The organism is Haemophilus parainfluenzae, from assembly GCF_014931275.1.
Lineage (GTDB): Bacteria > Pseudomonadota > Gammaproteobacteria > Enterobacterales > Pasteurellaceae > Haemophilus_D.
Window position 1 is genome coordinate 1,781,674 of sequence record NZ_CP063110.1, and the last position, 20,282, is coordinate 1,801,955.

The following is a 20,282-nucleotide window of genomic DNA, read 5'->3' on the forward strand; positions in this document are numbered from 1 at the left end:
CAGTTTTGACCGCACTTTTTTAGTAAATAAAAAGGCGAACCTTATCTGTTTGCCTTTTTCATTAATGGTTTGTTAATTAATCTCGTTTTCTCGCCAGTAGCCACCAAATAATCGCCATAAACAAGAGGCTTGGCATCAGTGCACCTAAAAAAGCTGGCGCATTAAATACCACACTCATTTGTCCAAAAATTTCATTGACGACATAGAACAAGAAACCAAAGCAAATCCCCGTTACGATTCTCGCCCCTGCAGTGACACTACGTAATGAACCAAAGATGAAAGATAACGCAAGCATCATCATCACACCTACAGAAAGGGGCTGAAAAATCTTACGCCAATAGGTTAATTCAAAACGGCGAGAATCCTGTCCTGTTTGTTTTAAGAATGCAATATATTCATACAAACCTGAAATGGATAATGACGTTGGACGTAATGAAACCGCGCCTAATTTATCTGGTGTTAAGCTTGTCGCCCAATCTTCTGTTAAACGGTTTGTCGTGGTAATTTGCTCTTTTGATACTGCTGAATTATTGACTTGGCGTAACTGCCATTGATTATTTTCAGCTGAATATTGTGCTTGATTCGCATGTTTTAAATGCGTGAGGTTACGCTGATCATCAAAGGTATAGATGTAAATATCTTCTAATTGTGCATCATCGGTAATACGACGAACATACACGAAATTATTACCATCTTTTGCCCATACACCATTTTTTACCGAAAGCATTGAACCACCGGAAAGTGCACGAGTACGCATATCTCGGGCAAACTGTTCAGTTTGTGGAATCCCCCACTCACCAATAATCATGGTAAAAAGCACCAGTGGAAGTGCCGTTTTCATGACGGCTAAGCCAATTTTAAAACGAGAAAAGCCGGCAGATTGCATTACCACTAATTCACTGCGGCTGGCTAAATTACCTAAAGCAATTAAGGCACCTAACAAGGCCGCCATTGGGAAAAAGGTTTCCACATCTTTAGGAATGGTTAATCCTGTATAAGCCACCGCTTGCAAAATATCATAAGAACCTTTCCCTACGCTACGGAATTGCTCTACAAATTTGATAATTGCCGAAAGACCAACCAACGTAAATAACGTGGCAAAAATTGCCTCTAAGATGCTTTTACCGATATAACGATCAAGAGTATTCATTAACATTGTTATTACCCTTTTCTGAATACACGACGGAATTTATGCATAGCGGTGCTATCCCAACTATTCAGCACAATCCCTAAAATTAAAAAGGCGATATTTACCAACGGCATCAACAAACCTGCATCAAGCTTATCAGCCCCCCCCGCAGATTTAAATGAGCTTTGTAACAAGAAGTAAATTAAATAAAGCAATAATGCTGGTAAGATTTTCGCGAAACGACCTTGACGAGGATTCACTTTACTCATTGGTACAGCAATAAGCGCCATTAAAGGCACCGCTAAAATTAAGGTAATTCGCCAATGCAGCTCTGCTTTTGCTGCTGCACTTTTATCTTTTAATAATTGCTCAAAAGATAATTCAGCCGCTTCATCACTTTCCGAGTTTGTCTCTTGATGGCCTAAATACGCTTGGTAATCATCAAAATGTGTAATACGGAAATCAGGAAGCACAGATGTACCTTCTACACGCAAGGTATTTTGTAAATTCAGCACTTGGTCGCCATTTGGTAACGCTTTTAATTCACCTTTTTCAGCCGTAACCACTGATGGTTTCGTTTGGCCTTTGGCTTTCATTTGGAAAAGATAAACATCACTGATTTGATTACCGTTAATCTTATCAATGAATAAGACGAAATTATTGTTGCTTGTGGACATGAATTGACCAGAAGCCAATGCCCCCATGGTTGGGTTCGCTTTAGCATCTTCGACAATCGCCGCTTGCTTTTGAATGGCCCATGGAGAAAGCCACAATGCATTGTAAGCAGCCAAACCAGCTGTGAACAAAGAAAGAATTAACGCCACACGAACAAGGATACGTTGTCCCACACCACAAGCCCGCATTACCGTAATCTCACTTTCTGCGTAGAGACGACCGAAAGTCAGCAAAATAGCGATAAACAAACATAATGGCAACATTAATTGCGCCATGGTCGGCATCCCTAAACCAAGTAAAGAGAACACCAGATCGGCGGGAACCTTACCATTTGCCGCTGAACCAAGTACGCGCACAAGTTGTTGGCTGAAGAAAATTAAAAGCAAAATAAACAAAATCGCAATCTGGCTTTTAAAGACTTCTTTTGTTAAATATCGGGTTAATATCATTCTTTTTTTTTCTAACTAAAAAACACGGGAAACTGGCTAATTTAGATGGCGTATGATACCTTATTTTGACTGATTTAAATAGCAAATTAGCAACATAAGGAAATAGCATGAAATATCAAGCAAACTCAACCGCACTTTCTCAATCAACCGATTGCCTTATTATCGGCATTTATGAGAACAATGAATTGACAAAAAGTTTCAATGAAATCGATCAAATCACACAAGGTTACCTCAGCCAGTTAGCTCAAAGCCAAGATCTTTCAGGCAAAATTGGCCAAGCGACTCTGCTTCATTCATTACCTAATCTTGCGACTAAACGCGTGTTAGTCGCAGGTTGTGGTAAAAAAGGCGAAACGACTGAACGCCAATTTAAACAAGTCATCCAACGCGTAACCCAAACATTAAAAGAATTAAATATTCAACAAGCGGTGAATAATTTAACGGATGTGGAAATTAAAGATCGCGATCTATTTTGGAATGTACGTTTTACTGTTGAAACCATCGAACATAGTCTCTATCAATTCGATGAATTTAAAAGTAAAAAAGCGGATGCTATCTCACTTCAAGAAATCGTTTTTAATACCGATGATTCACAAGCTCAACGAGCTATCGCAGAAGCGCAAGCCATTGCAAATGGTGTAAAAGCCGCGCGTAATATCGCGAATATGCCACCTAATATTTGTACACCGGCTTATTTAGCTGAACAAGCTAAAAATTTAGCCGAAACATCAACCGCACTTTCCTTAGATGTGATTGATGAAGAAGAAATGACAAAACTTGGTATGAATGCGTATTTAGCGGTATCTGGTGGTTCTCAACACCCCGCTCACCTATCTATTTTGCATTTCAACAACGCCCCAGATAAAAATGCGAAACCTATCGTATTAGTGGGCAAAGGATTAACCTTTGATGCAGGCGGTATTTCTTTGAAACCAGCCGCAGAAATGGATGAGATGAAATACGATATGTGTGGTGCCGCCTCTGTTTTCGGCACAATGAAAGCCATTGCAGAATTAAATCTGCCATTAAATGTTATCGGTGTATTAGCGGGTTGTGAAAACTTGCCTGATGGCAATGCCTATCGCCCAGGCGATATTCTCACCACAATGAACGGTTTAACCGTAGAAGTATTAAATACTGATGCGGAAGGACGTTTAGTACTTTGTGATACGTTAACTTATGTAGAACGCTTTGAACCGCAATATGTGATTGATGTCGCCACCCTAACAGGTGCTTGTGTGGTTGCGTTAGGCCAACATAACAGTGGCTTAGTTTCAACTGATGATGCCTTAGCTGAACAGTTATTACAAGCCGCACAGCAAACTACTGACAAAGCTTGGCGTTTACCATTAAGTGAAGAATATCAAGAGCAATTAAAATCACCTTTTGCCGATTTGGCTAATATTGGCGGTCGTTGGGGCGGCGCAATTACTGCAGGCGCATTCCTCTCCAACTTTACGAAAAAGTACACTTGGGCACATTTAGATATCGCCGGGACAGCTTGGCTTCAAGGTGCAAATAAAGGCGCAACAGGTCGTCCAGTGTCTCTATTAACACAATTTTTAATTAATCAAACCAAGTAATTAACACATAGGGCTAACATAACGTTAGCCCTAAAATTTTCTCAAAATCTGACCGCACTTTATTCCAATTCGAATTCAACCAGTAATGGATTATGATCTGACGAATTAACCACTTCTGATGTTGCACTCACCACTTTTACGCCTCGCGTAAAAATATAATCAAGTGGATAACCTAAAAATCTCAATCGTTCATCTTGAGATAGCGTCACTGCATCTAGTCCATATTTTTGCATCAAATTATTGACTAAATTCAGACGACGCTCATTCCATGCATTAAAATCGCCAGATATAATGATGGGGCCTTGATGATTTTCCACAAAAGAAAAGAGCTGCTCTAACTGAGTTTGATAAGCCGAAATTCCCCATTCAAAATTAATCAAATGTACATTAATAAGTAGCAAACTATTGCCTTTTTCTAATGGAAAACTCATCACACTTGCCACTTTGGGAATTTGTATTAATGGTTCTGCTACGCCACCACCGCAATACCATTCTGGTTGTGTTTGAGTAAATGTCTTGACACCTGATAAGAGATCTTTAAAAGAAAAAGAGGACACAAAAAGTGCGGTCGAAAATGTGTTTAAATTTTGATGCTGCGTTGCCTCTTGCAATAACACAAAATCAGCTTGTTTAGACAATCTCGCTAAATCTTCTTGCCAACCCTTATCTTGCCCTTTATGCACATTCCAATTGACTAAACGAAAATGTGAAGACGTTAATTTAGGCATTAAACCATTAACCTTGTCACATTGCATATTTAGCTTGTTTTCAAAAGGAATATAACTCACTTTTTGTGATGTATTTAATTGGATAAATGTACGTTCAAAAATTGTTAAATTCGCAAAAAAATAGCCGCCACCTAAAATCAGCAATAGTAATCCAACAGCTAAAAATCGATAAATTCGTTTCATCTAAATCCCCTTTCAATGCTCGAATAATAACAGCCTATTCAAACAATGCAACTTTCTCTTTTTAAACACATCAACTCCTAACTATAACAAGGTAAATTTGAGCCGTCGCTTTGATTTGAATCATACTTTTCTAAAAAAGGCTTTGCATTTTTTTGCTATTGTCATAGTATTTCACTCAACTTTTAACTCTACCTCATCAATAAGGAGATTCATTATGTCTTTTGGAGATAAAAAATTAAGTGAAATCGCAGTCAGCGTACCCGGCTCAACTTCTCTACTTCGTGAATATGATTTGGATTTCTGCTGTGGTGGTTCCGATACACTTGCAAACGCAGCGGCAGAAAAAGGATTAAATTTAGCAGAAATTGAAACGCGCTTAACCGAGCTTCAAAACAGCAAAGCAGAAAACCCGGAAGAATATTGGGTTAATGCAACTTATCCTGAAATTATCGATCATATCTTAGTTCGCTACCATCAACGCCACCGCGAACAACTTCAAGAATTAATCGTGTTAGCGGATCGCGTAGAAAGCGTTCATGGTGATCGCGATGATTGCCCTATCGGCGTAGCGGCAGAATTACGCAATGTCTATGATGATTTAAGCAACCATATGATGAAAGAAGAGCACGTGCTTTTCCCTATGATCAAAGCGGGAAATTATATGATGGCACAAATGCCAATTCGTATGATGGAAATGGAACACGCAGAACATGGCGAACATTTAGATGTATTGAAATCATTAACAAACAATATGACGCCTCCTGCTGATGCTTGCAATACATGGCGTGCGCTTTACAGCGGCATCCAAGAATTTGCAGATGATTTAATGATGCATATTCACCGTGAAAACAATATTTTATTCCCACGTGTTATTGCTGAAAATCACTAAGAGCAAATCATAATAAAGAAAAAGGGCGAAATCATTCGCCCTTTAAAATTAACCTAAAATTGACCGCACTTTACTTCTCTTCGCTGCCTTTATATAAACGGTTTTTATACAAATAGCTGCCAAGTAAAGCATGTGCCAATGCTTCTTTTTTCATTTCTTCCGGCACCTCTTTTTCAGTCAATGTATCTTTTTCTTTATCATACATATAGCCTTTTGCTTTGCTATTTGGTGTTTGAATAACAACATCATGATTGCCTTTCATTAAGGCTTGAGTTTGATCAAACTGCATAAAGGCACGATTCGGATTCACATCTTGCGTTAAATCGAAGCCAATCATCGGATAATTACCACTTACACCCGCAATAGAAAGTAAGGTCGTTGGCATATCAATTTGACTCACTAAACGACTGTCTCGACGTGGCTCAACATGATCACCTAAAATTAACGCAGGAATATGGAAATGCTTAATTGGCACTAAGCTTGCCCCTGCTGCACGAGAATCATGGTCGGCAATCACCAAGAACACGGTATCTTTCCAATAATTAGATTGTTTCGCTAATTCGAAGAAATAACCAATCGCATAATCCGCATATTTTGCGCTGTTATTACGGGTTGCTTTTGGTTGTTCGTAAAGCTCAATTTTACCATCTGGGAACTCGAAAGGATCGTGATTGCTCGAACTAAACACTAAGCTAAAGAATGGTTTTCCTTCATTCTGTAATTGGGTAAAGGTTTCGTTCGCTTTATCAAATAAATCCTCATCACTCACGCCCCAAGTCGCAGTAAATTTAGGATTTTGGTAATCTTTTTGATCGATAATGGTTTGGAAACCATTGCCATAGAAGAAGCTGGCCATATTATCAAAGTGTTTTTCACCTCCATAAATAAAGGAAGTGTTGTAACCTTGTTTGGCAAGTAAATCGGCTATGGTAAAGAAACCACTTTGACTGTTATTCAATTTCACCACTGCCCGTGCTGGAGTGGGTGTAAAGCCCGCTGTGGTGGCTTCAATACCACGAACAGAACGCGTTCCTGTAGCATAGAGATTTTCAAATAACCAGCCTTCTTTGGCTAACTTATCAAATTCAGGTGAAAGTGGTTTTCCGCCTAACGTACCCACAAATTGCGCCCCAAAACTTTCTTCCAAAATAATGACGATATTTTTCGGTTTACCTTGGTAAGTGGCTTGGTTTTTCGTTAATGTTGGAATCTTCTCTGAAATATAATCACTTTCAGGACGGCCACGGCTGGCTTTGACAATACGCAACATTTCATCAGTATCCATTTTGCCGTACACTGCGGAAGAAGAACCTTCATCTTTAAATTGCTGTGCCGCATAAAGGACAGAATAGCCAGAGTTCAACACAAGCGAATTCACTAAACCATCGGAAGAAAAAGCCACCATTGCAGGGTTAACACCTCGGTGTTGAAAACTCGAACGCGCACCTAAAAAAGCAACGGCAATCACAAGCAATGCTATAACAGGGCGTAATTTCCAGCTCATTGGGCGTAAATTTTTGACCGCATAACCAGAGAGTTTCCAATAACAGAAGAAAGCCGTAACGGTGAAAATAAGGCTAAAAATGACCGCAGTTAAATGGCCTTCCATCAACATTGAAAAGACTTCTTTCGGATAAATTAAATATTCAATAAAGAGTCGGTTTGGACGGAAGTCATAGGTTTCGATAAATGCAGGCGTAGCCAATTCCATAAATAGAATAAACACACTACCTAAGGTCAGCCAAATACGTAAAATCATTTTCCAAATTCGGCTATGATGAAATAGCACCGTAAATAATGCAGGCACACCAAATAAATAGCATAAGGCTACGATATCCATACGCAAGCCTTGCAAAAATAATTGCCCCCATCCCTCTACCGCAGAAACACGGTCTGCCTGCCAAATCGCAAGCCCAAGACGAGATAAAGTGAAAATAATCAGATTAATGATGACGAAGAGGAAAATCGGATATAAAGGAGAACGTGTTTGTTTCATTTTGACACTCATAAGTCCTAAGGGAATCACTACCCTTTGATTAATTTAAAGCACGTTAACGTGCCATTCCTTTCATAGACAGATAAAAAAACACAAAGTGCGGTTAAAACATCATCATTTTTGACCGCACTTTGAGAAAGTAAAATTATGCTGCAACTAATGCTTTTAATTGTTTTTCATAAGCTGCCCAGTCTGTAATTGGACGCGTTGCAACGCCTGTTTCCATCGCTTTTTTCGCTACTGCAGAAGAGACAGTAAACAATAAGCGAGGATCAAACGGAGTTGGAATCACATAATCAGGACCAAAGGATAACGCACCATAACTTGCAATAATTTCTAACGGCACCGGTTCTTTCGCCAAACCTGCAATCGCATGAGAAGCCGCTAATTTCATTTCTTCATTAATCTCTGTTGCACCTACGTCTAATGCTCCACGGAATAAGAATGGGAAACAAAGTACATTATTTACTTGGTTTGGAAAATCTGAACGACCTGTACAAACAATCGCATCTGGACGAACAGCCTTGGCTTCATCAGGCGTGATTTCAGGTGTTGGGTTTGCCAATGCCAAGATTAATGGATTCTCCGCCATGGTTTTCACCATTTCAGGTTTTAACGCACCTGCTTTAGAACAACCTAAGAAAACATCTGCACCGTTAACCGCATCGGCTAATGTACGCCAGCCGTTATCTTCAATCGCGTAGAATTCTTTGGTTTCATCCATGTTATCGCCACGACCTTTAAAAATCACGCCTTTAGAGTCACACATGGTGATGTTTTCTTTTTTGAAGCCTAATGCACGAAGTAAATTAGTACACGCAATGGCTGAAGCACCGGCTCCATTTACCACTAAACGTACATCTGCGATATTTTTACCAATAATTTCTAAACCGTTTAATGCTGCCGCACCGACGATAATGGCTGTACCGTGTTGGTCATCATGGAATACTGGAATTCCCATACGTTCACGCAACGCTTTTTCAATGTGGAAACATTCCGGTGCTTTGATATCTTCAAGGTTAATGCCACCAAACGTTGGTTCTAATGAAGCAATAATATCGATTAATTTATCGGGATCATGCTCATTGATTTCAATATCGAATACATTGATACCGGCAAATTTTTTGAACAATACCCCTTTCCCTTCCATAACAGGTTTTGAGGCAAGTGCACCAATATTTCCTAAACCTAATACAGCTGTACCATTTGAAATCACGGCAACTAAGTTAGCACGAGCGGTATAACGGCTTGCTGCTGAAGGATCTTTTTCAATTTCTAAACAAGGCTCTGCAACACCAGGGGAATAAGCAAGGGCTAAATCATGTTGGGTTTCTAATGATTTGGTTGGGGTGACCGCAATTTTTCCAGGAATTGGGAATTCATGAAAATCTAATGCAGCTTGGCGCAATTGTTCGCTCATATAAAAATACTCCATTTTCACTTAGGCTAAATAAAATTTGCGCCATTATACTCTCTTTTAAATAGAATTTTGTGACATATCGCAAAAATTTTACAAAATTATTACAAAAATATGAGTGAAATCGACCGCACCTTTGTCTTTTCTTCACATTCAGAAGCAAAAACGTTACTATATCGCAAAAAATATACAGGATATAAATAATGAGTTTGTTTTCTAAATTTAGAAGCGCCATCAATAAATTACAACGGAAAGCGATTAATCAAACCTATCAAAAACGTTTAACCAATCAAGGCATGTCGGTGATTTCTGCCAACTGTGTCGGCGCGTTTATTTTGCACGATCTAAATCAGCCTTTTAACTCCCCATTTGTTAATCTCTATTTAGATCCGAGCGATTTTGTTCGCTATCTACAGAATATCGAATTCTATCAAGCACAACCTCTTCAATTTATACAAACAGAAAAACCATATCCCGTTGGCTTATTAGATGATCTTAAAGTGCACTTTATGCATTACCATTCTGAACAAGAAGCCAAAGAGAAATGGGAAGCGCGCTCACAGCGTTTAGATTTCGATAATTTATTTATTATGATGACGGATAAAGATGGCGGAAAAGGCGCAAAATATGAGGCTTTACAAGCCTTTGATAACTTGCCTTACCCAAACAAAGTGGTCTTTACCCACAAGCCTTATCCAGAGTTAAAATCCGCTTTCTACATTAAAGGCTTTGAAAACGAAAACGAAGTGGGTGATTTATTTACCTTTTCCGGTTGGAATGGCGAAAAATATTACGACCAGTTTGATTATGTCAGCTGGTTCAATCAAAAATAAGAGTTTACGATGCGACTAGATAAATTTATTGCCGAGAATACCGGTTTAACCCGTTCACAAGCCACCAAGGTCATTCGCCAAAGTGCGGTCAAAATTAACGGTGAAATTGTGAAAAATGGTGCGACCAAAGTCAGTCAAGAAGATGAAATTTATTTTGAAGATGAATTATTGACTTGGGTGGAAGAAGGTCAATATTTTATGTTGCATAAGCCTCAGGGCTACGTTTGCTCTCATGATGACGGTGACTATCCAACTATTTATCAATTCTTTGAACAGCCTCTTTCTGGCAAATTACACAGCGCAGGACGATTAGATGTGGATACAACAGGGCTCGTGCTATTAACGGATGATGGGCAATGGTCACATCGTATTACCTCACCAAAGCATCAATGTGAGAAAACCTATTTAGTCACTTTAGCTGACCCGGTTGAGAACCATTATGCCTCAGCCTGTGAAGAAGGCATTCTATTACGTGGCGAAAAAGAACCAACTAAGCCAGCAAAACTTGATGTGTTAGATGATTACAACGTGAATCTGACTATCTCAGAAGGCCGCTATCACCAGGTGAAACGAATGTTTGCCGCGCTGGGTAATAAAGTCGTAGCACTCCATCGTTGGAGAATCGGTAACGTTGAATTAGATGAAAGCTTAGAAGAAGGCGAATTTCGTCCACTTACTCAGGAAGAAATCGACAATTTAGTGAAATAATATGAGCCAAAATATTAAACCTACCTTTATTTTTATCGCCACGCTCGGCATCCTCTCAATGCTACCTCCTTTGGGCGTAGATATGTATATTCCGTCCTTTTTAAATATTGCCGAAGACTTAAATATCAACTCCGAGCAAGTACAGCATACGCTAACATTCTTCGCTTATGGTATGGCCGCGGGGCAATTATTCTGGGGGCCCTTTGGCGATAGTTTTGGTCGCAAACCAATTATTTTATTAGGTGTGATTATTGGTGCCATCACTGCCATTATTTTAACGGGTATTCATTCTATTGGCAGTTTCACTGCGCTGCGTTTCGTTCAAGGTTTCTTTGGAGCTGCGCCTGTTGTGCTTTCTGGGGCTTTATTACGAGATTTATTTAGCAAAGATCAACTGTCTCGAATCATGTCCACCATCACGCTTGTCTTTATGATCGCACCACTTGTTGCGCCCATAATTGGTGGGTATATTGTGAAATATTTCCACTGGCATATGATTTTTTATGTGATTGGCATCATGGGATTTCTTGCAGCATTGCTTGTCTTTTTCATTATTCCCGAGACCCATAAAAAAGAAAATCGTATTCCCCTGCGCCTGAATATCATTGCCCGTAACTTCATGACACTTTCTAAACAAAAAGAAGTGTTAGGTTATATGGCGGCGGCTTCTTTTGGTTTTGGTGGCTTATTTGCTTTCGTCACAGCTGGTTCGATTGTTTATATCGGTATTTATGGCATTCCAGTCGATCAATTTGGCTATTTCTTTATGATCAATATCGCGATTATGACCGCTGCTTCTTATCTAAATGGGAAATTTGTATTGAAGCTAGGTGCTGAAACCATGTTACAAATTGGTATTGCCGTACAATTTATTTCAGGAATCTGGCTATTTTTAACCGCACTTTTTGATTTTGGTTTTTGGTCAATGGCAATTGGTGTGGCCTTTTTTGTAGGTCAAAACCCATTAATCTCATCCAATGCTACCGCCTCTATTCTAGAAAAATTCCCAACTATGGCGGGTACCGCAAATTCATTAATGGGAAGTGTACGTTTTGGTGTCGGCGCAGTGATGGGCTCCTTGGTAGCGAGCTTTAAAATGGAAACCGCTGCACCAATGCTCTATACAATGACAGCTTGCGTGGTTATTTCAGCTCTTTCTTATTACTTCCTTACTTATCGAAATGAACGATAAAGTGCGGTCAATTTTCAGATCAATTTAAAACAATAAAGGCGGGATATCCCGCCTTTATTGTGCCTATCAAAATTTATTTCCAAATTCGATGATCTAATACTCGTTTTTTAATTTCAGGATAGAGGCCAATTTTAAATTCAGGCTCTTTTCCTTCTTTTAATTGACGTTGATAGTCTTTCATTAACTTCCACACAATCGGGGAAAGTAAAACGATCGCGACTAAGTTAATGATTGCCATCACAGCCATCACCGTATCCGCAAAATTCCACACGACATTGCCTGATTTTACTGAACCGAAATAAACAAAGAACAATACCGATAAGCGGAACAACCATACAAACCAAGGTTTATTTTTAATAAAGCGAATGTTACTTTCCGCATAAGCATAGTTACCAATGATAGAGGAATAAGCGAAAAGCAATAAGATGAAAGCTAAGAAGTGTACTCCGAACTCTCCTACATGATAACGCAATGCATTTTGCGTTAAGGAAATACTTTTCAGTGTTTCACTGCCGTAATTATCTGAAAGCAGGATAATCACTGCCGTACAAGTACAGACGATCATGGTATCCACAAACACACCAAGCATTTGCACTAAACCTTGGCTTACTGGATGTTTTACATGTGCTGCAGCGGCCGCATTTGGTGCAGACCCCATCCCTGCTTCATTAGAGAATAATCCCCGTTTTATCCCCATCATCATGGCTTTAGAGACTAAAGCACCAAACATTCCACCTGCTGCAGATTGGAAAGTAAAGGCACTTTTATAAATATTGGCGATTACCGTTGGGATCATATCAATATGCATGCCTAAGATAATTACCGCCATAATTAGATAAAAGAGTGCCATCATCGGTACTACGCTACTAGAAATGGTCGCAATACGTTTCACGCCACCGAAAATAATCGCGGCAGTTAAAATAACTAAAACAAGACCAACATATTCACCTTGCCAATTCCAAGCATTTTTAGTTGCTTCTACGATTGAGTTTGCTTGTACTGAATTAAATGCAAAACCAAAGGTAAAAATAAGTGATACAGCAAACGCTACTGCTAAGCAACGTGATTTTAAACCTTGTGTAATGTAGTAAGCAGGGCCACCACGGAAAGAGCCATCTTTATCTTGAATTTTAAATACTTGTGCTAAGGTAGATTCTGCAAAAGCACTCGACATGCCAATAAATGCCGTTACCCACATCCAAAATACGGCACCTTCACCACCAAGCGCAATAGCTGTTGCCACACCACTGATATTACCGACACCAACTCGGCTGGCTAACCCTGTTGCAAATGCCTGGAATGGTGTTAAAGAATTCCCCTCAGTAGCACGTCCAAACCACATTTCACGTATACTTGCAGGGAAAAGACGCAATTGTACTAAGCCTGTTGTAATCGTAAAAAATAAGCCTACACCTAATAAAATAACAATCGTGATATTCCATAATGGCTCATCTAAATGTTCAACAACCCATGTTAAACCTTGCTCAATCCAGTTCCCAAATTCTGTCAACATAAAAACCTCGCTTAAAAAAATCAATATTTTGATTGTAGAGAGATAAAAGAAAAAATCCAGTTTTCTTAAAAAGAAACTGGATTTTTATCCTATAACACAAAATTTATTCAGATTTTTGCTGTATTTTTAGATTAAATCTATTCACGTTTTAAAAATAATGCTGCAGCACCACGCACTCCACCAGAATCACCATGTTTTGCTTTTTTGATTGGTGGCACTTTTGCACTACGCATTAAATGAGGTGGCAATGCTTTTGGTAACGCTTCATAGAGATAATCAAAATTCGATAAACCACCACCAAGAACAATCATATGTGGATCAAATGCAGTGATAATGTTACCGATAGAAATAGCCGCTAACTCTACAAAAATGCGAACAAAATCAACCGCACTTTCCTCTTTCGCATAAAAACGATCGATAATTTCTTTCGCTGATAATTCCTCGCCTTTTAAATCACGGTACAACATTTCAAAGCCACGACCTGAAATATACGTATCCAAACAAGCGTGATTACCACAACCACATTGATAAATAGGGGCTTTATCCCAACCCAATAATTTTAAGGCATGATAATTTAATTGAAGATGCCCTAACTCCCCTGCCATCCCCACTTGTCCTGAGTGAATTTTGCCGTTAATCACAAAGCCACCACCAAAACCAGTGCCTAAAATCAGCCCTAATACGGAAGGATATTGGGTATTCTCTTCGTCCCAAGCTTCAGAAAGCGCGAAACAATTTGCATCATTTTCAGCTCGTACTTCACGCCCGAGTATTTTCTCAAGATCAGTTAAAATGGGTTTATTATCTGCGACACGAATATTCGTCACTTCAGCAAGCCCTGTTGTCAAATTAACAAAACCTGGCAACCCAAGGCCTACCGTGCCTTTTTCACCAAAGTGAGCATCTGCACGTTCGACTAAAGTTTTGATCGCTTGCAACCAATCTTGATAATCCGTTTGTGGCGTTGGCACACGCTCGGTATAAAGCTTTTCTAATTTTTCATTAAAGGCAGCCAATTCAATCTTTGTGCCACCAATATCAATACCGTAATACATATTGTCTCCTTAAAAGAGCGGTCAAAATTATTGAAATTTATAGGTTGTATTTTCCTTGAAATCAAAATGAAAATCCATGACAAAAATCATATTTTCTACAAGCAATAAAAAAGACCGGCTTTATCACTAAAACCGGTCTTTGATGCTATTTATTGTTAAACAAGCCTTTCTTCTGTAAGAAACCAAAAATAATTAAATGAACAATCCATGCTGAAATTATCGCCACAAATAAATCGATTGGATAATGCATCCCAAGGCGTACGCGGCTAATCAACATTAATACGCCCCAAATGGTCATGGCACCAATCAGTAATTCCGCCTTAAAAGAACGATTACCTAATAATTGGCTAAATCCAACGGCTAACATTAGCCAAGTGGCTGCAAAAATAGAATGTCCTGATGGGAAAGAATAACCTGTTTCATCTTCATAATGCGCTTTTAACCAAGCTGGGGTATCTGCTTGTGTAGAATAAAATTTATCCACTAATTTTGCACGCTCTGAACGATCTTGATGATAAAAAGCATCCGTAGTGCTTTCTGTTTTTTCTGCTAAATAGACGGTGAAAGGACGTGGCTCGGCAAAAACCGTTTTTAAACCTGTTTTAATCACTTGTGTGGATAATACCGACAGGCCCATTACAATCACTCCCATAATCCACTGTTTACGATTTTCAAAAAGAAAACGGAAAAGTAAAGCAAACACACCACAGGTAATTAAAGCGTAAGGCACACTACCTGTTTCGGTTAAAAGATAAAGCCAATAATCCCATTCCATTAATTGGTTGTTTCCATGCCAATGATAAGCAAAACCCCAAACAAAAAATGGTACAAGACAAAGGAATAACGTATATAATGACAGCCTTTTAAACATTGTTGCCTCTTGATAATAAAAATAAAGTTCATATTTTAGCAGAATAAAGTTGAAAAAGGATAAGTTATGTCAAAAATCCAACTGGTTGCTCAAGCCAATTTGCCTACCGAATATGGCATATTTAAAATGGTCGGATTTGAATTTCCCGATACAAAAAAAGAACATGTCGCATTAGTAATGGGTGATATTTCAAACCAAGATGAGCCTGTGCTCGCCCGTATTCATTCGGAATGCTTAACAGGTGATGCATTACACAGTTTGAAATGTGATTGTGGTTTCCAACTGGCGGCTGCGCTACGTCAAATTAGCGAAGCGGGTCGTGGTGTGTTGATCTATCATCGTGAAGAAGGTCGTGGCATTGGTTTAATTAATAAAATTCGAGCTTATTCGTTACAAGATCAAGGCATGGATACCATTGAGGCCAACCTTGCATTAGGCTTTAAAGCTGATGAACGTAACTTTAATGTGTGTGCCGATATGTTTGAATTATTAGGTGTGAAACAAGTTCGCTTAATGACAAACAACCCGCAAAAAGTAGAAACCATAAAAAAAGCGGGCATTAATATCGTAGAGCGTGTGCCATTGAATGTAGGTGAAAACCGTTACAATACGAAATATCTTGATACCAAAGCAAAAAAAATGGGCCATTATATTGTGCATAATAATGAAGAGCATTTAATGACTTGCCCACATTGCCAAGAAGAAGTGATTTAATAAAAAAGCCATACAACTGTTGTATGGCTTTTCTTTTGCCAAAACAATTATTGATTAACGCCCCAATGACTAGTGTCTTTATCAAATTTCATGCCTGAATGGGATCCTTCCGAACCATTAAAATAAACGTCTTTATTTGCGCAAGCTGAAATCACTAATGCACTGATAACAATAAGAATTAATTTTTTCATTGTGTTTACCTTTTTAAAACTAACTTGTCCAAATTGTATCATAACTTTTGTTGGCCTTACCTGCTTAAATTAGTCCTTTTCTTGCAAAATTTATCTTTGACTTCTACAATACCGCCTTATTTTTAACTTGTAGTTCGCAAACCTCCTACATAAAAAAACTAGGTATCCTATGAATATTTCAAATCCTAATCACAATCGTAAAGCCCTCGTAATCTTCTCTGGTGGACAAGATTCCACAACCTGTTTAATTCAAGCTATTGCCGAATATGGCGTAGAAAATGTCGAAACCGTCACCTTTCAATACGGCCAACGTCACGCTATAGAATTAGAAAAAGCCCGTTGGATCGCCAAAGATCTCGGCGTAAAACAAACGTTGATTGATACGTCCGTCATCAAATCTATCACCCACAATGCCTTAATGGATGCAAACGCTGACATTGAGCAAAAAGACGGTGAATTACCTAATACCTTTGTGGATGGACGAAATGCGCTATTCTTATTGTATGCGGCGATTTATGCAAAAGGCCAAGGTATTAATGACATTATCACAGGCGTATGTGAAACAGATTTCAGTGGCTATCCCGATTGTCGCGATGTGTTTATCAAATCCATGAATGTCACCCTTAATTTAGCCATGGATTATCCGTTCAATTTAAAAACACCGCTAATGTATCTCACCAAAGCACAAACTTGGGCATTAGCTGATGAATTAGGTGCGTTAGATTATGTTCGTCAGCATACCCACACTTGCTATGAAGGTGTAGAAGGAGGCTGTGGAGAATGCCCGAGCTGCAAATTGAGAGATAAAGGCTTGCAGGAATATTTAGCAACAAAAGCAAAAGCTTAGTATCTCGATAACTCACTCCATAACAGATTAAATAGATTCAAATGAACCCCAAGTGCGGTCAAAATTCACGTCAAATTTTGACCGCACTTTTACTTGATATAGTATCCTTATCTTTTCTTATCTTTGATTTTATAAACGCGTCATTTTTTGATAAAATCACGCTAATTTTTTTATAAATAAGTAACTAATTTTAAAAATGACTACAAATTATTCTGCTCAAGAAATTACGGTTCTAAAAGATCTCGAACCGGTGCAAATTCGCCCCGGTATGTACACGGACACAACCCGTCCGAATCACCTTGCACAAGAAGTTATTGATAACAGTGTGGATGAAGCCCTTGCGGGTTTTGCCACCAAAGTTGAAGTGATTTTACACGCTGATCAATCACTTGAAGTCATTGATAATGGTCGCGGAATGCCAGTGGATATTCACCCAACTGAAGGCGTTTCTGGTGTCGAAGTGATCTTAACCAAACTTCATGCTGGCGGTAAGTTCTCAAATAAAAACTATGAATTTGCTGGTGGTTTACACGGGGTGGGGATTTCTGTCGTGAATGCCCTTTCTGAACGCGTTGATATTCAAGTTAAACGTAACGGTGAAGTATATAAAATTGCTTTTGAAAATGGCGTAAAAGTAGAAGAATTAGAAGTCATCGGAACTTGTGGCAGACGTACGACCGGCACCACCGTTCGCTTCAAACCTAATCCAAAATATTTTGATAGCAAGAATTTTTCTGTCAGCCGTTTACGCCACTTATTACGTGCGAAAGCCGTACTTTGTTCAGGCTTAGAAATTAAATTTGTCGATAAAGTGAATAACACCGAAGATGTGTGGTGCTATCAAGATGGTCTATCCGATTACTTAACCGAAGCGGTGAATGGTTTTGAAACTTTGCCTGAAAAACCTTTTGTTGGTGAATTTAAAGGCTCCACAGAAGCGGTAAGCTGGGCATTATTATGGTTACCTGAAGGTGGCGAGCTTATTGCTGAAAGCTATGTAAACTTGATTCCGACAGTTCAAGGCGGAACACACGTAAATGGTCTTCGCCAAGGCTTGCTCAATGCCATGACCGAATATTGCGAATTCCGCAATAAATTACCACGAGGGGTGAAATTAACAGCAGATGACATTTGGGATCGCTGTGCTTATATTCTTTCACTGAAAATGCAAGATGCTCAATTTGCCGGCCAAACGAAAGAACGCTTATCTTCCCGTCAAAGTGCGGTCTTTGTTGCAGGTGTTTTAAAAGATGCCTTCAGTTTATGGTTGAATCAAAACGTGCAAGATGCGGATCGCTTAGCTGAAATGGCTATTAGCTCTGCACAACGTCGTTTAAATGCCGCTAAAAAAGTCGTACGTAAAAAATTAGTCAGCGGTCCTGCTCTACCGGGTAAATTAGCCGATTGCGCATCACAAAATTTAGAAAAAACCGAATTATTCTTAGTAGAAGGTGACTCTGCGGGCGGCTCAGCCAAACAGGCTCGTGACCGTGAATATCAAGCAATTCTGCCGTTACGTGGAAAAATCTTAAATACTTGGGAAGTGGCTAGTGATCAAGTACTTGGCTCAACGGAAATTCATGATATTGCAGTGGCGCTTGGTATCGATCCTGATAATGAAGATTTATCTCAACTTCGTTATGGTAAAGTCTGTATTTTAGCCGATGCGGACTCTGATGGTTTGCATATTGCCACTCTACTCTGTGCCCTCTTTTTACGTCATTTTCCGAAATTGGTACAAGATGGGCATGTTTATGTAGCAATGCCTCCACTCTATCGTATCGATTTAGGCAAAGAAGTGTTTTATGCCCTCGATGAAAACGAAAAAGAAGCGATTTTAGAACGCTTAAAAGGTAAAAAAGGTACCTTAAACGTACAACGCTTCAAAGGTTTGGGTGAAATGGATCCGTCACAATTACGTGAAACCACCATGGATCCTAATACACGCCGTTTAGTTCAATTAACCTATGAGCTAGGTGAAGATCAAGGGGCAGAAACATTAGAATTAATGGATATGTTACTCGCCAAAAAACGAGCGGAAGATCGCAAAAATTGGTTGCAAACCAATGGCGATCAAGTGGATTTAGCTGTTTAATTATTTGAGGTTAATCATGAACGAACAACGTCGAGATTTTTTTAAGAATAGTGCACTAAGCCTAGCAACAATTACATTGGGTGCAGGTTTAAGCCTTGTTCCTTCTGCTCAAGCAGAGGAAAAGCCCTCTAATACGGCAACTACTGCGGTTGAAAAATTACCTGAAATTGAAGCTGAACTGACGCTTGCGCCAAATGTACCAAAACCGATTGAACGTAATTACCCTGCAAAAGTTGTGGTAAAACTGACCGCACTTGAGCAAATTATGGATTTAATGGATGGTGTGCAATTTAAATTCTGGACATTAAACGGCAGCGTGCCAGCTCCGTTTATTCGTGTACGTGAAGGCGATATGGTGGAAGTGCAACTTTCCAACTCAGCGAGTTCAATGATGCCGCATAGTATCGATTTCCATGCTGCCGCTGTGCCAATGGGCGGCGCTATCGCAAGTGAAACCCCACCAACACGTACATCAACCTTCCAATTTAGGGCATTACGCTCTGGCATTTATTTATACCATTGTGGCAGTCAGCCTGTTGATATTCACCTTGCTAAAGGGATGTATGGTTTAGTTTTAGTTGAGCCAAAAGAAGGCTTACCAAAAGTGGATCGTGAATTTTACATTATGCAAAGTGAATTCTATACAAAAGGTGAATTTGGCGATCCTGGCTTGCAACCATTCAGTATGCAAAAAGCCATTGATGAACGTCCTGAATACGTCCTCTTCAACGGTAAAGTCGGTGCAACTATGGATGGAAATGCCTTAAAAGCGAAAACCGGTGAAACCATTCGTCTATTCGTAGGAAATGCAGGGCCTAATTTATGTTCTTCTTTCCACTTAATCGGTGCGGTATTTGACAATGTGTATGTAGAAGGCGGCACACTTGTTAATCACAATGTTCAAACGACCTTGATTCCATCTGGCAGTGCCACCATGGTAGAAACTCGAATTGATGTGCCGGGTACTTATGTCTTTATGGATCACTCCATTTTCCGTGCTGTAAATAAAGGTACAATGGGACAAATAGTGGTAGAAGGCGAAAAAAATCCTAATATTTATTCCGGTAAATTAAAAGACGAAGCCTTTAAAGAAGCCAATCCACAAAAACCACAACCTGTTCCTTACGAAATTGACAGTCACAAAGGAATGGATATGGGACATTCTCCTCACGAACATTCCGATGGGAATTCCGGTGCAACAAGAAAATAGATAG

Annotated in this window: 18 protein-coding genes and 1 riboswitch; of the genes, 9 read left to right on the top strand and 9 right to left on the bottom strand. The window is 39.3% G+C overall.

Translation table 11 applies throughout. From position 1 onward, the window contains the following. Positions 1-76: 76 nt before the first annotated feature. Together lptG and lptF are read right to left on the bottom strand one after the other, a co-directional pair. Positions 77-1,150, bottom strand: coding sequence for an LPS export ABC transporter permease LptG (gene lptG / locus INQ00_RS08625; protein ID WP_197547524.1), 1,074 nt, complete (start codon positions 1,148-1,150; stop codon positions 77-79). A gap of 11 nt (positions 1,151-1,161) precedes the next feature. Beyond that, positions 1,162-2,253, bottom strand: a complete 1,092-nt coding sequence (gene lptF, locus INQ00_RS08630; protein WP_014065549.1) for an LPS export ABC transporter permease LptF — start codon at positions 2,251-2,253, stop codon at positions 1,162-1,164. A gap of 107 nt (positions 2,254-2,360) precedes the next feature. Here lptF and INQ00_RS08635 point away from each other — a divergent pair, with 107 nt between their 5' ends. Then, positions 2,361-3,836, top strand: coding sequence for a leucyl aminopeptidase (locus INQ00_RS08635; protein ID WP_197546791.1), 1,476 nt, complete (start codon positions 2,361-2,363; stop codon positions 3,834-3,836). 59 nt (positions 3,837-3,895) lie between these two features. Here INQ00_RS08635 and INQ00_RS08640 read toward each other — a convergent pair whose 3' ends face one another. Next, the gene (locus INQ00_RS08640; protein WP_197546792.1) at positions 3,896-4,747 is read right to left on the bottom strand and encodes an endonuclease/exonuclease/phosphatase family protein; all 852 of its coding nucleotides are present in this window, start codon (positions 4,745-4,747) and stop codon (positions 3,896-3,898) included. Between the two features lie 214 nt (positions 4,748-4,961). Between INQ00_RS08640 and ytfE the strand changes: the two genes are divergently transcribed. Continuing rightward, positions 4,962-5,636, top strand: a complete 675-nt coding sequence (gene ytfE / locus INQ00_RS08645; protein WP_197542156.1) for an iron-sulfur cluster repair protein YtfE — start codon at positions 4,962-4,964, stop codon at positions 5,634-5,636. 70 nt (positions 5,637-5,706) lie between these two features. Here the strand turns inward: ytfE and INQ00_RS08650 are convergent, their stop codons facing one another. Together INQ00_RS08650 and INQ00_RS08655 are read right to left on the bottom strand one after the other, a co-directional pair. After that, entirely contained in the window at positions 5,707-7,632 is a 1,926-nt protein-coding gene (locus tag INQ00_RS08650; RefSeq protein ID WP_197546793.1) for an LTA synthase family protein, read from the bottom strand. 145 nt (positions 7,633-7,777) lie between these two features. Continuing rightward, complete coding sequence (locus tag INQ00_RS08655) at positions 7,778-9,052, bottom strand: malic enzyme-like NAD(P)-binding protein (RefSeq protein ID WP_197546794.1); 1,275 nt, start codon at positions 9,050-9,052, stop codon at positions 7,778-7,780. Between the two features lie 200 nt (positions 9,053-9,252). Here INQ00_RS08655 and INQ00_RS08660 point away from each other — a divergent pair, with 200 nt between their 5' ends. Genes INQ00_RS08660 through INQ00_RS08670 form a run of 3 tightly spaced genes read left to right on the top strand, consistent with a single transcriptional unit; the run spans position 9,253 to position 11,782 of the window. Continuing rightward, positions 9,253-9,882 (top strand): DUF1919 domain-containing protein, encoded by a 630-nt coding sequence (locus INQ00_RS08660; protein ID WP_197546795.1) that lies wholly within the window; start codon positions 9,253-9,255, stop codon positions 9,880-9,882. A 9-nt stretch (positions 9,883-9,891) separates the two neighbouring features. Continuing rightward, a complete protein-coding gene (gene rsuA, locus INQ00_RS08665) occupies positions 9,892-10,590 on the top strand; it encodes a 16S rRNA pseudouridine(516) synthase RsuA (RefSeq protein WP_197546796.1) in 699 nt (232 codons plus the stop codon). A 1-nt stretch (position 10,591) separates the two neighbouring features. Then, positions 10,592-11,782 (top strand): Bcr/CflA family multidrug efflux MFS transporter, encoded by a 1,191-nt coding sequence (locus INQ00_RS08670; RefSeq protein WP_197546797.1) that lies wholly within the window; start codon positions 10,592-10,594, stop codon positions 11,780-11,782. A gap of 73 nt (positions 11,783-11,855) precedes the next feature. Here INQ00_RS08670 and INQ00_RS08675 read toward each other — a convergent pair whose 3' ends face one another. The 3 genes from INQ00_RS08675 to INQ00_RS08685 all read right to left on the bottom strand — a co-directional run bounded on the left by INQ00_RS08675 (position 11,856) and on the right by INQ00_RS08685 (position 15,221). Continuing rightward, on the bottom strand, positions 11,856-13,295 hold the full coding sequence (locus INQ00_RS08675; RefSeq protein ID WP_197546798.1) for an alanine/glycine:cation symporter family protein: 1,440 nt from the start codon (positions 13,293-13,295) through the stop codon (positions 11,856-11,858). 137 nt (positions 13,296-13,432) lie between these two features. Further along, entirely contained in the window at positions 13,433-14,350 is a 918-nt protein-coding gene (gene nagK, locus INQ00_RS08680) for an N-acetylglucosamine kinase (protein WP_197546799.1), read from the bottom strand. A gap of 145 nt (positions 14,351-14,495) precedes the next feature. Then, complete coding sequence (locus INQ00_RS08685) at positions 14,496-15,221, bottom strand: phosphatase PAP2 family protein (RefSeq protein ID WP_049381514.1); 726 nt, start codon at positions 15,219-15,221, stop codon at positions 14,496-14,498. A gap of 66 nt (positions 15,222-15,287) precedes the next feature. Here INQ00_RS08685 and ribA point away from each other — a divergent pair, with 66 nt between their 5' ends. After that, positions 15,288-15,935, top strand: a complete 648-nt coding sequence (gene ribA, locus INQ00_RS08690; RefSeq protein WP_197546800.1) for a GTP cyclohydrolase II — start codon at positions 15,288-15,290, stop codon at positions 15,933-15,935. A gap of 47 nt (positions 15,936-15,982) precedes the next feature. Here ribA and INQ00_RS08695 read toward each other — a convergent pair whose 3' ends face one another. Beyond that, positions 15,983-16,126 (bottom strand): hypothetical protein, encoded by a 144-nt coding sequence (locus tag INQ00_RS08695; RefSeq protein ID WP_197546801.1) that lies wholly within the window; start codon positions 16,124-16,126, stop codon positions 15,983-15,985. A gap of 123 nt (positions 16,127-16,249) precedes the next feature. Continuing rightward, a riboswitch (PreQ1 riboswitch) is annotated at positions 16,250-16,294 on the top strand. A gap of 1 nt (position 16,295) precedes the next feature. Between INQ00_RS08695 and queC the strand changes: the two genes are divergently transcribed. From queC to nirK, 3 genes are all read left to right on the top strand, one after another. After that, complete coding sequence (queC, locus tag INQ00_RS08700) at positions 16,296-16,973, top strand: 7-cyano-7-deazaguanine synthase QueC (protein ID WP_177991377.1); 678 nt, start codon at positions 16,296-16,298, stop codon at positions 16,971-16,973. A 196-nt stretch (positions 16,974-17,169) separates the two neighbouring features. Continuing rightward, positions 17,170-19,068, top strand: a complete 1,899-nt coding sequence (parE, locus tag INQ00_RS08705; protein WP_197546802.1) for a DNA topoisomerase IV subunit B — start codon at positions 17,170-17,172, stop codon at positions 19,066-19,068. A 16-nt stretch (positions 19,069-19,084) separates the two neighbouring features. After that, entirely contained in the window at positions 19,085-20,278 is a 1,194-nt protein-coding gene (gene nirK, locus INQ00_RS08710; RefSeq protein WP_197546803.1) for a copper-containing nitrite reductase, read from the top strand. Positions 20,279-20,282 lie beyond the last annotated feature (4 nt).

What these genes read in the sequence shown, in the direction of transcription:
- INQ00_RS08635 (WP_197546791.1), top strand. Translation starts at nt 2,361, where the DNA reads ATGAAATATCAAGCAAACTCAACCGCACTTTCTCAATCAACCGATTGC.
- INQ00_RS08695 (WP_197546801.1), bottom strand. Translation starts at nt 16,126, where the DNA reads ATGAAAAAATTAATTCTTATTGTTATCAGTGCATTAGTGATTTCAGCT.
- INQ00_RS08675 (WP_197546798.1), bottom strand. Translation starts at nt 13,295, where the DNA reads ATGTTGACAGAATTTGGGAACTGGATTGAGCAAGGTTTAACATGGGTT.
- INQ00_RS08655 (WP_197546794.1), bottom strand. Translation starts at nt 9,052, where the DNA reads ATGAGCGAACAATTGCGCCAAGCTGCATTAGATTTTCATGAATTCCCA.
- ytfE (WP_197542156.1), top strand. Translation starts at nt 4,962, where the DNA reads ATGTCTTTTGGAGATAAAAAATTAAGTGAAATCGCAGTCAGCGTACCC.
- nagK (WP_197546799.1), bottom strand. Translation starts at nt 14,350, where the DNA reads ATGTATTACGGTATTGATATTGGTGGCACAAAGATTGAATTGGCTGCC.
- rsuA (WP_197546796.1), top strand. Translation starts at nt 9,892, where the DNA reads ATGCGACTAGATAAATTTATTGCCGAGAATACCGGTTTAACCCGTTCA.
- lptG (WP_197547524.1), bottom strand. Translation starts at nt 1,150, where the DNA reads ATGAATACTCTTGATCGTTATATCGGTAAAAGCATCTTAGAGGCAATT.
- INQ00_RS08670 (WP_197546797.1), top strand. Translation starts at nt 10,592, where the DNA reads ATGAGCCAAAATATTAAACCTACCTTTATTTTTATCGCCACGCTCGGC.
- INQ00_RS08640 (WP_197546792.1), bottom strand. Translation starts at nt 4,747, where the DNA reads ATGAAACGAATTTATCGATTTTTAGCTGTTGGATTACTATTGCTGATT.
- INQ00_RS08685 (WP_049381514.1), bottom strand. Translation starts at nt 15,221, where the DNA reads ATGTTTAAAAGGCTGTCATTATATACGTTATTCCTTTGTCTTGTACCA.
- parE (WP_197546802.1), top strand. Translation starts at nt 17,170, where the DNA reads ATGACTACAAATTATTCTGCTCAAGAAATTACGGTTCTAAAAGATCTC.
- INQ00_RS08660 (WP_197546795.1), top strand. Translation starts at nt 9,253, where the DNA reads ATGAGTTTGTTTTCTAAATTTAGAAGCGCCATCAATAAATTACAACGG.
- nirK (WP_197546803.1), top strand. Translation starts at nt 19,085, where the DNA reads ATGAACGAACAACGTCGAGATTTTTTTAAGAATAGTGCACTAAGCCTA.
- queC (WP_177991377.1), top strand. Translation starts at nt 16,296, where the DNA reads ATGAATATTTCAAATCCTAATCACAATCGTAAAGCCCTCGTAATCTTC.
- ribA (WP_197546800.1), top strand. Translation starts at nt 15,288, where the DNA reads ATGTCAAAAATCCAACTGGTTGCTCAAGCCAATTTGCCTACCGAATAT.
- lptF (WP_014065549.1), bottom strand. Translation starts at nt 2,253, where the DNA reads ATGATATTAACCCGATATTTAACAAAAGAAGTCTTTAAAAGCCAGATT.
- INQ00_RS08650 (WP_197546793.1), bottom strand. Translation starts at nt 7,632, where the DNA reads ATGAAACAAACACGTTCTCCTTTATATCCGATTTTCCTCTTCGTCATC.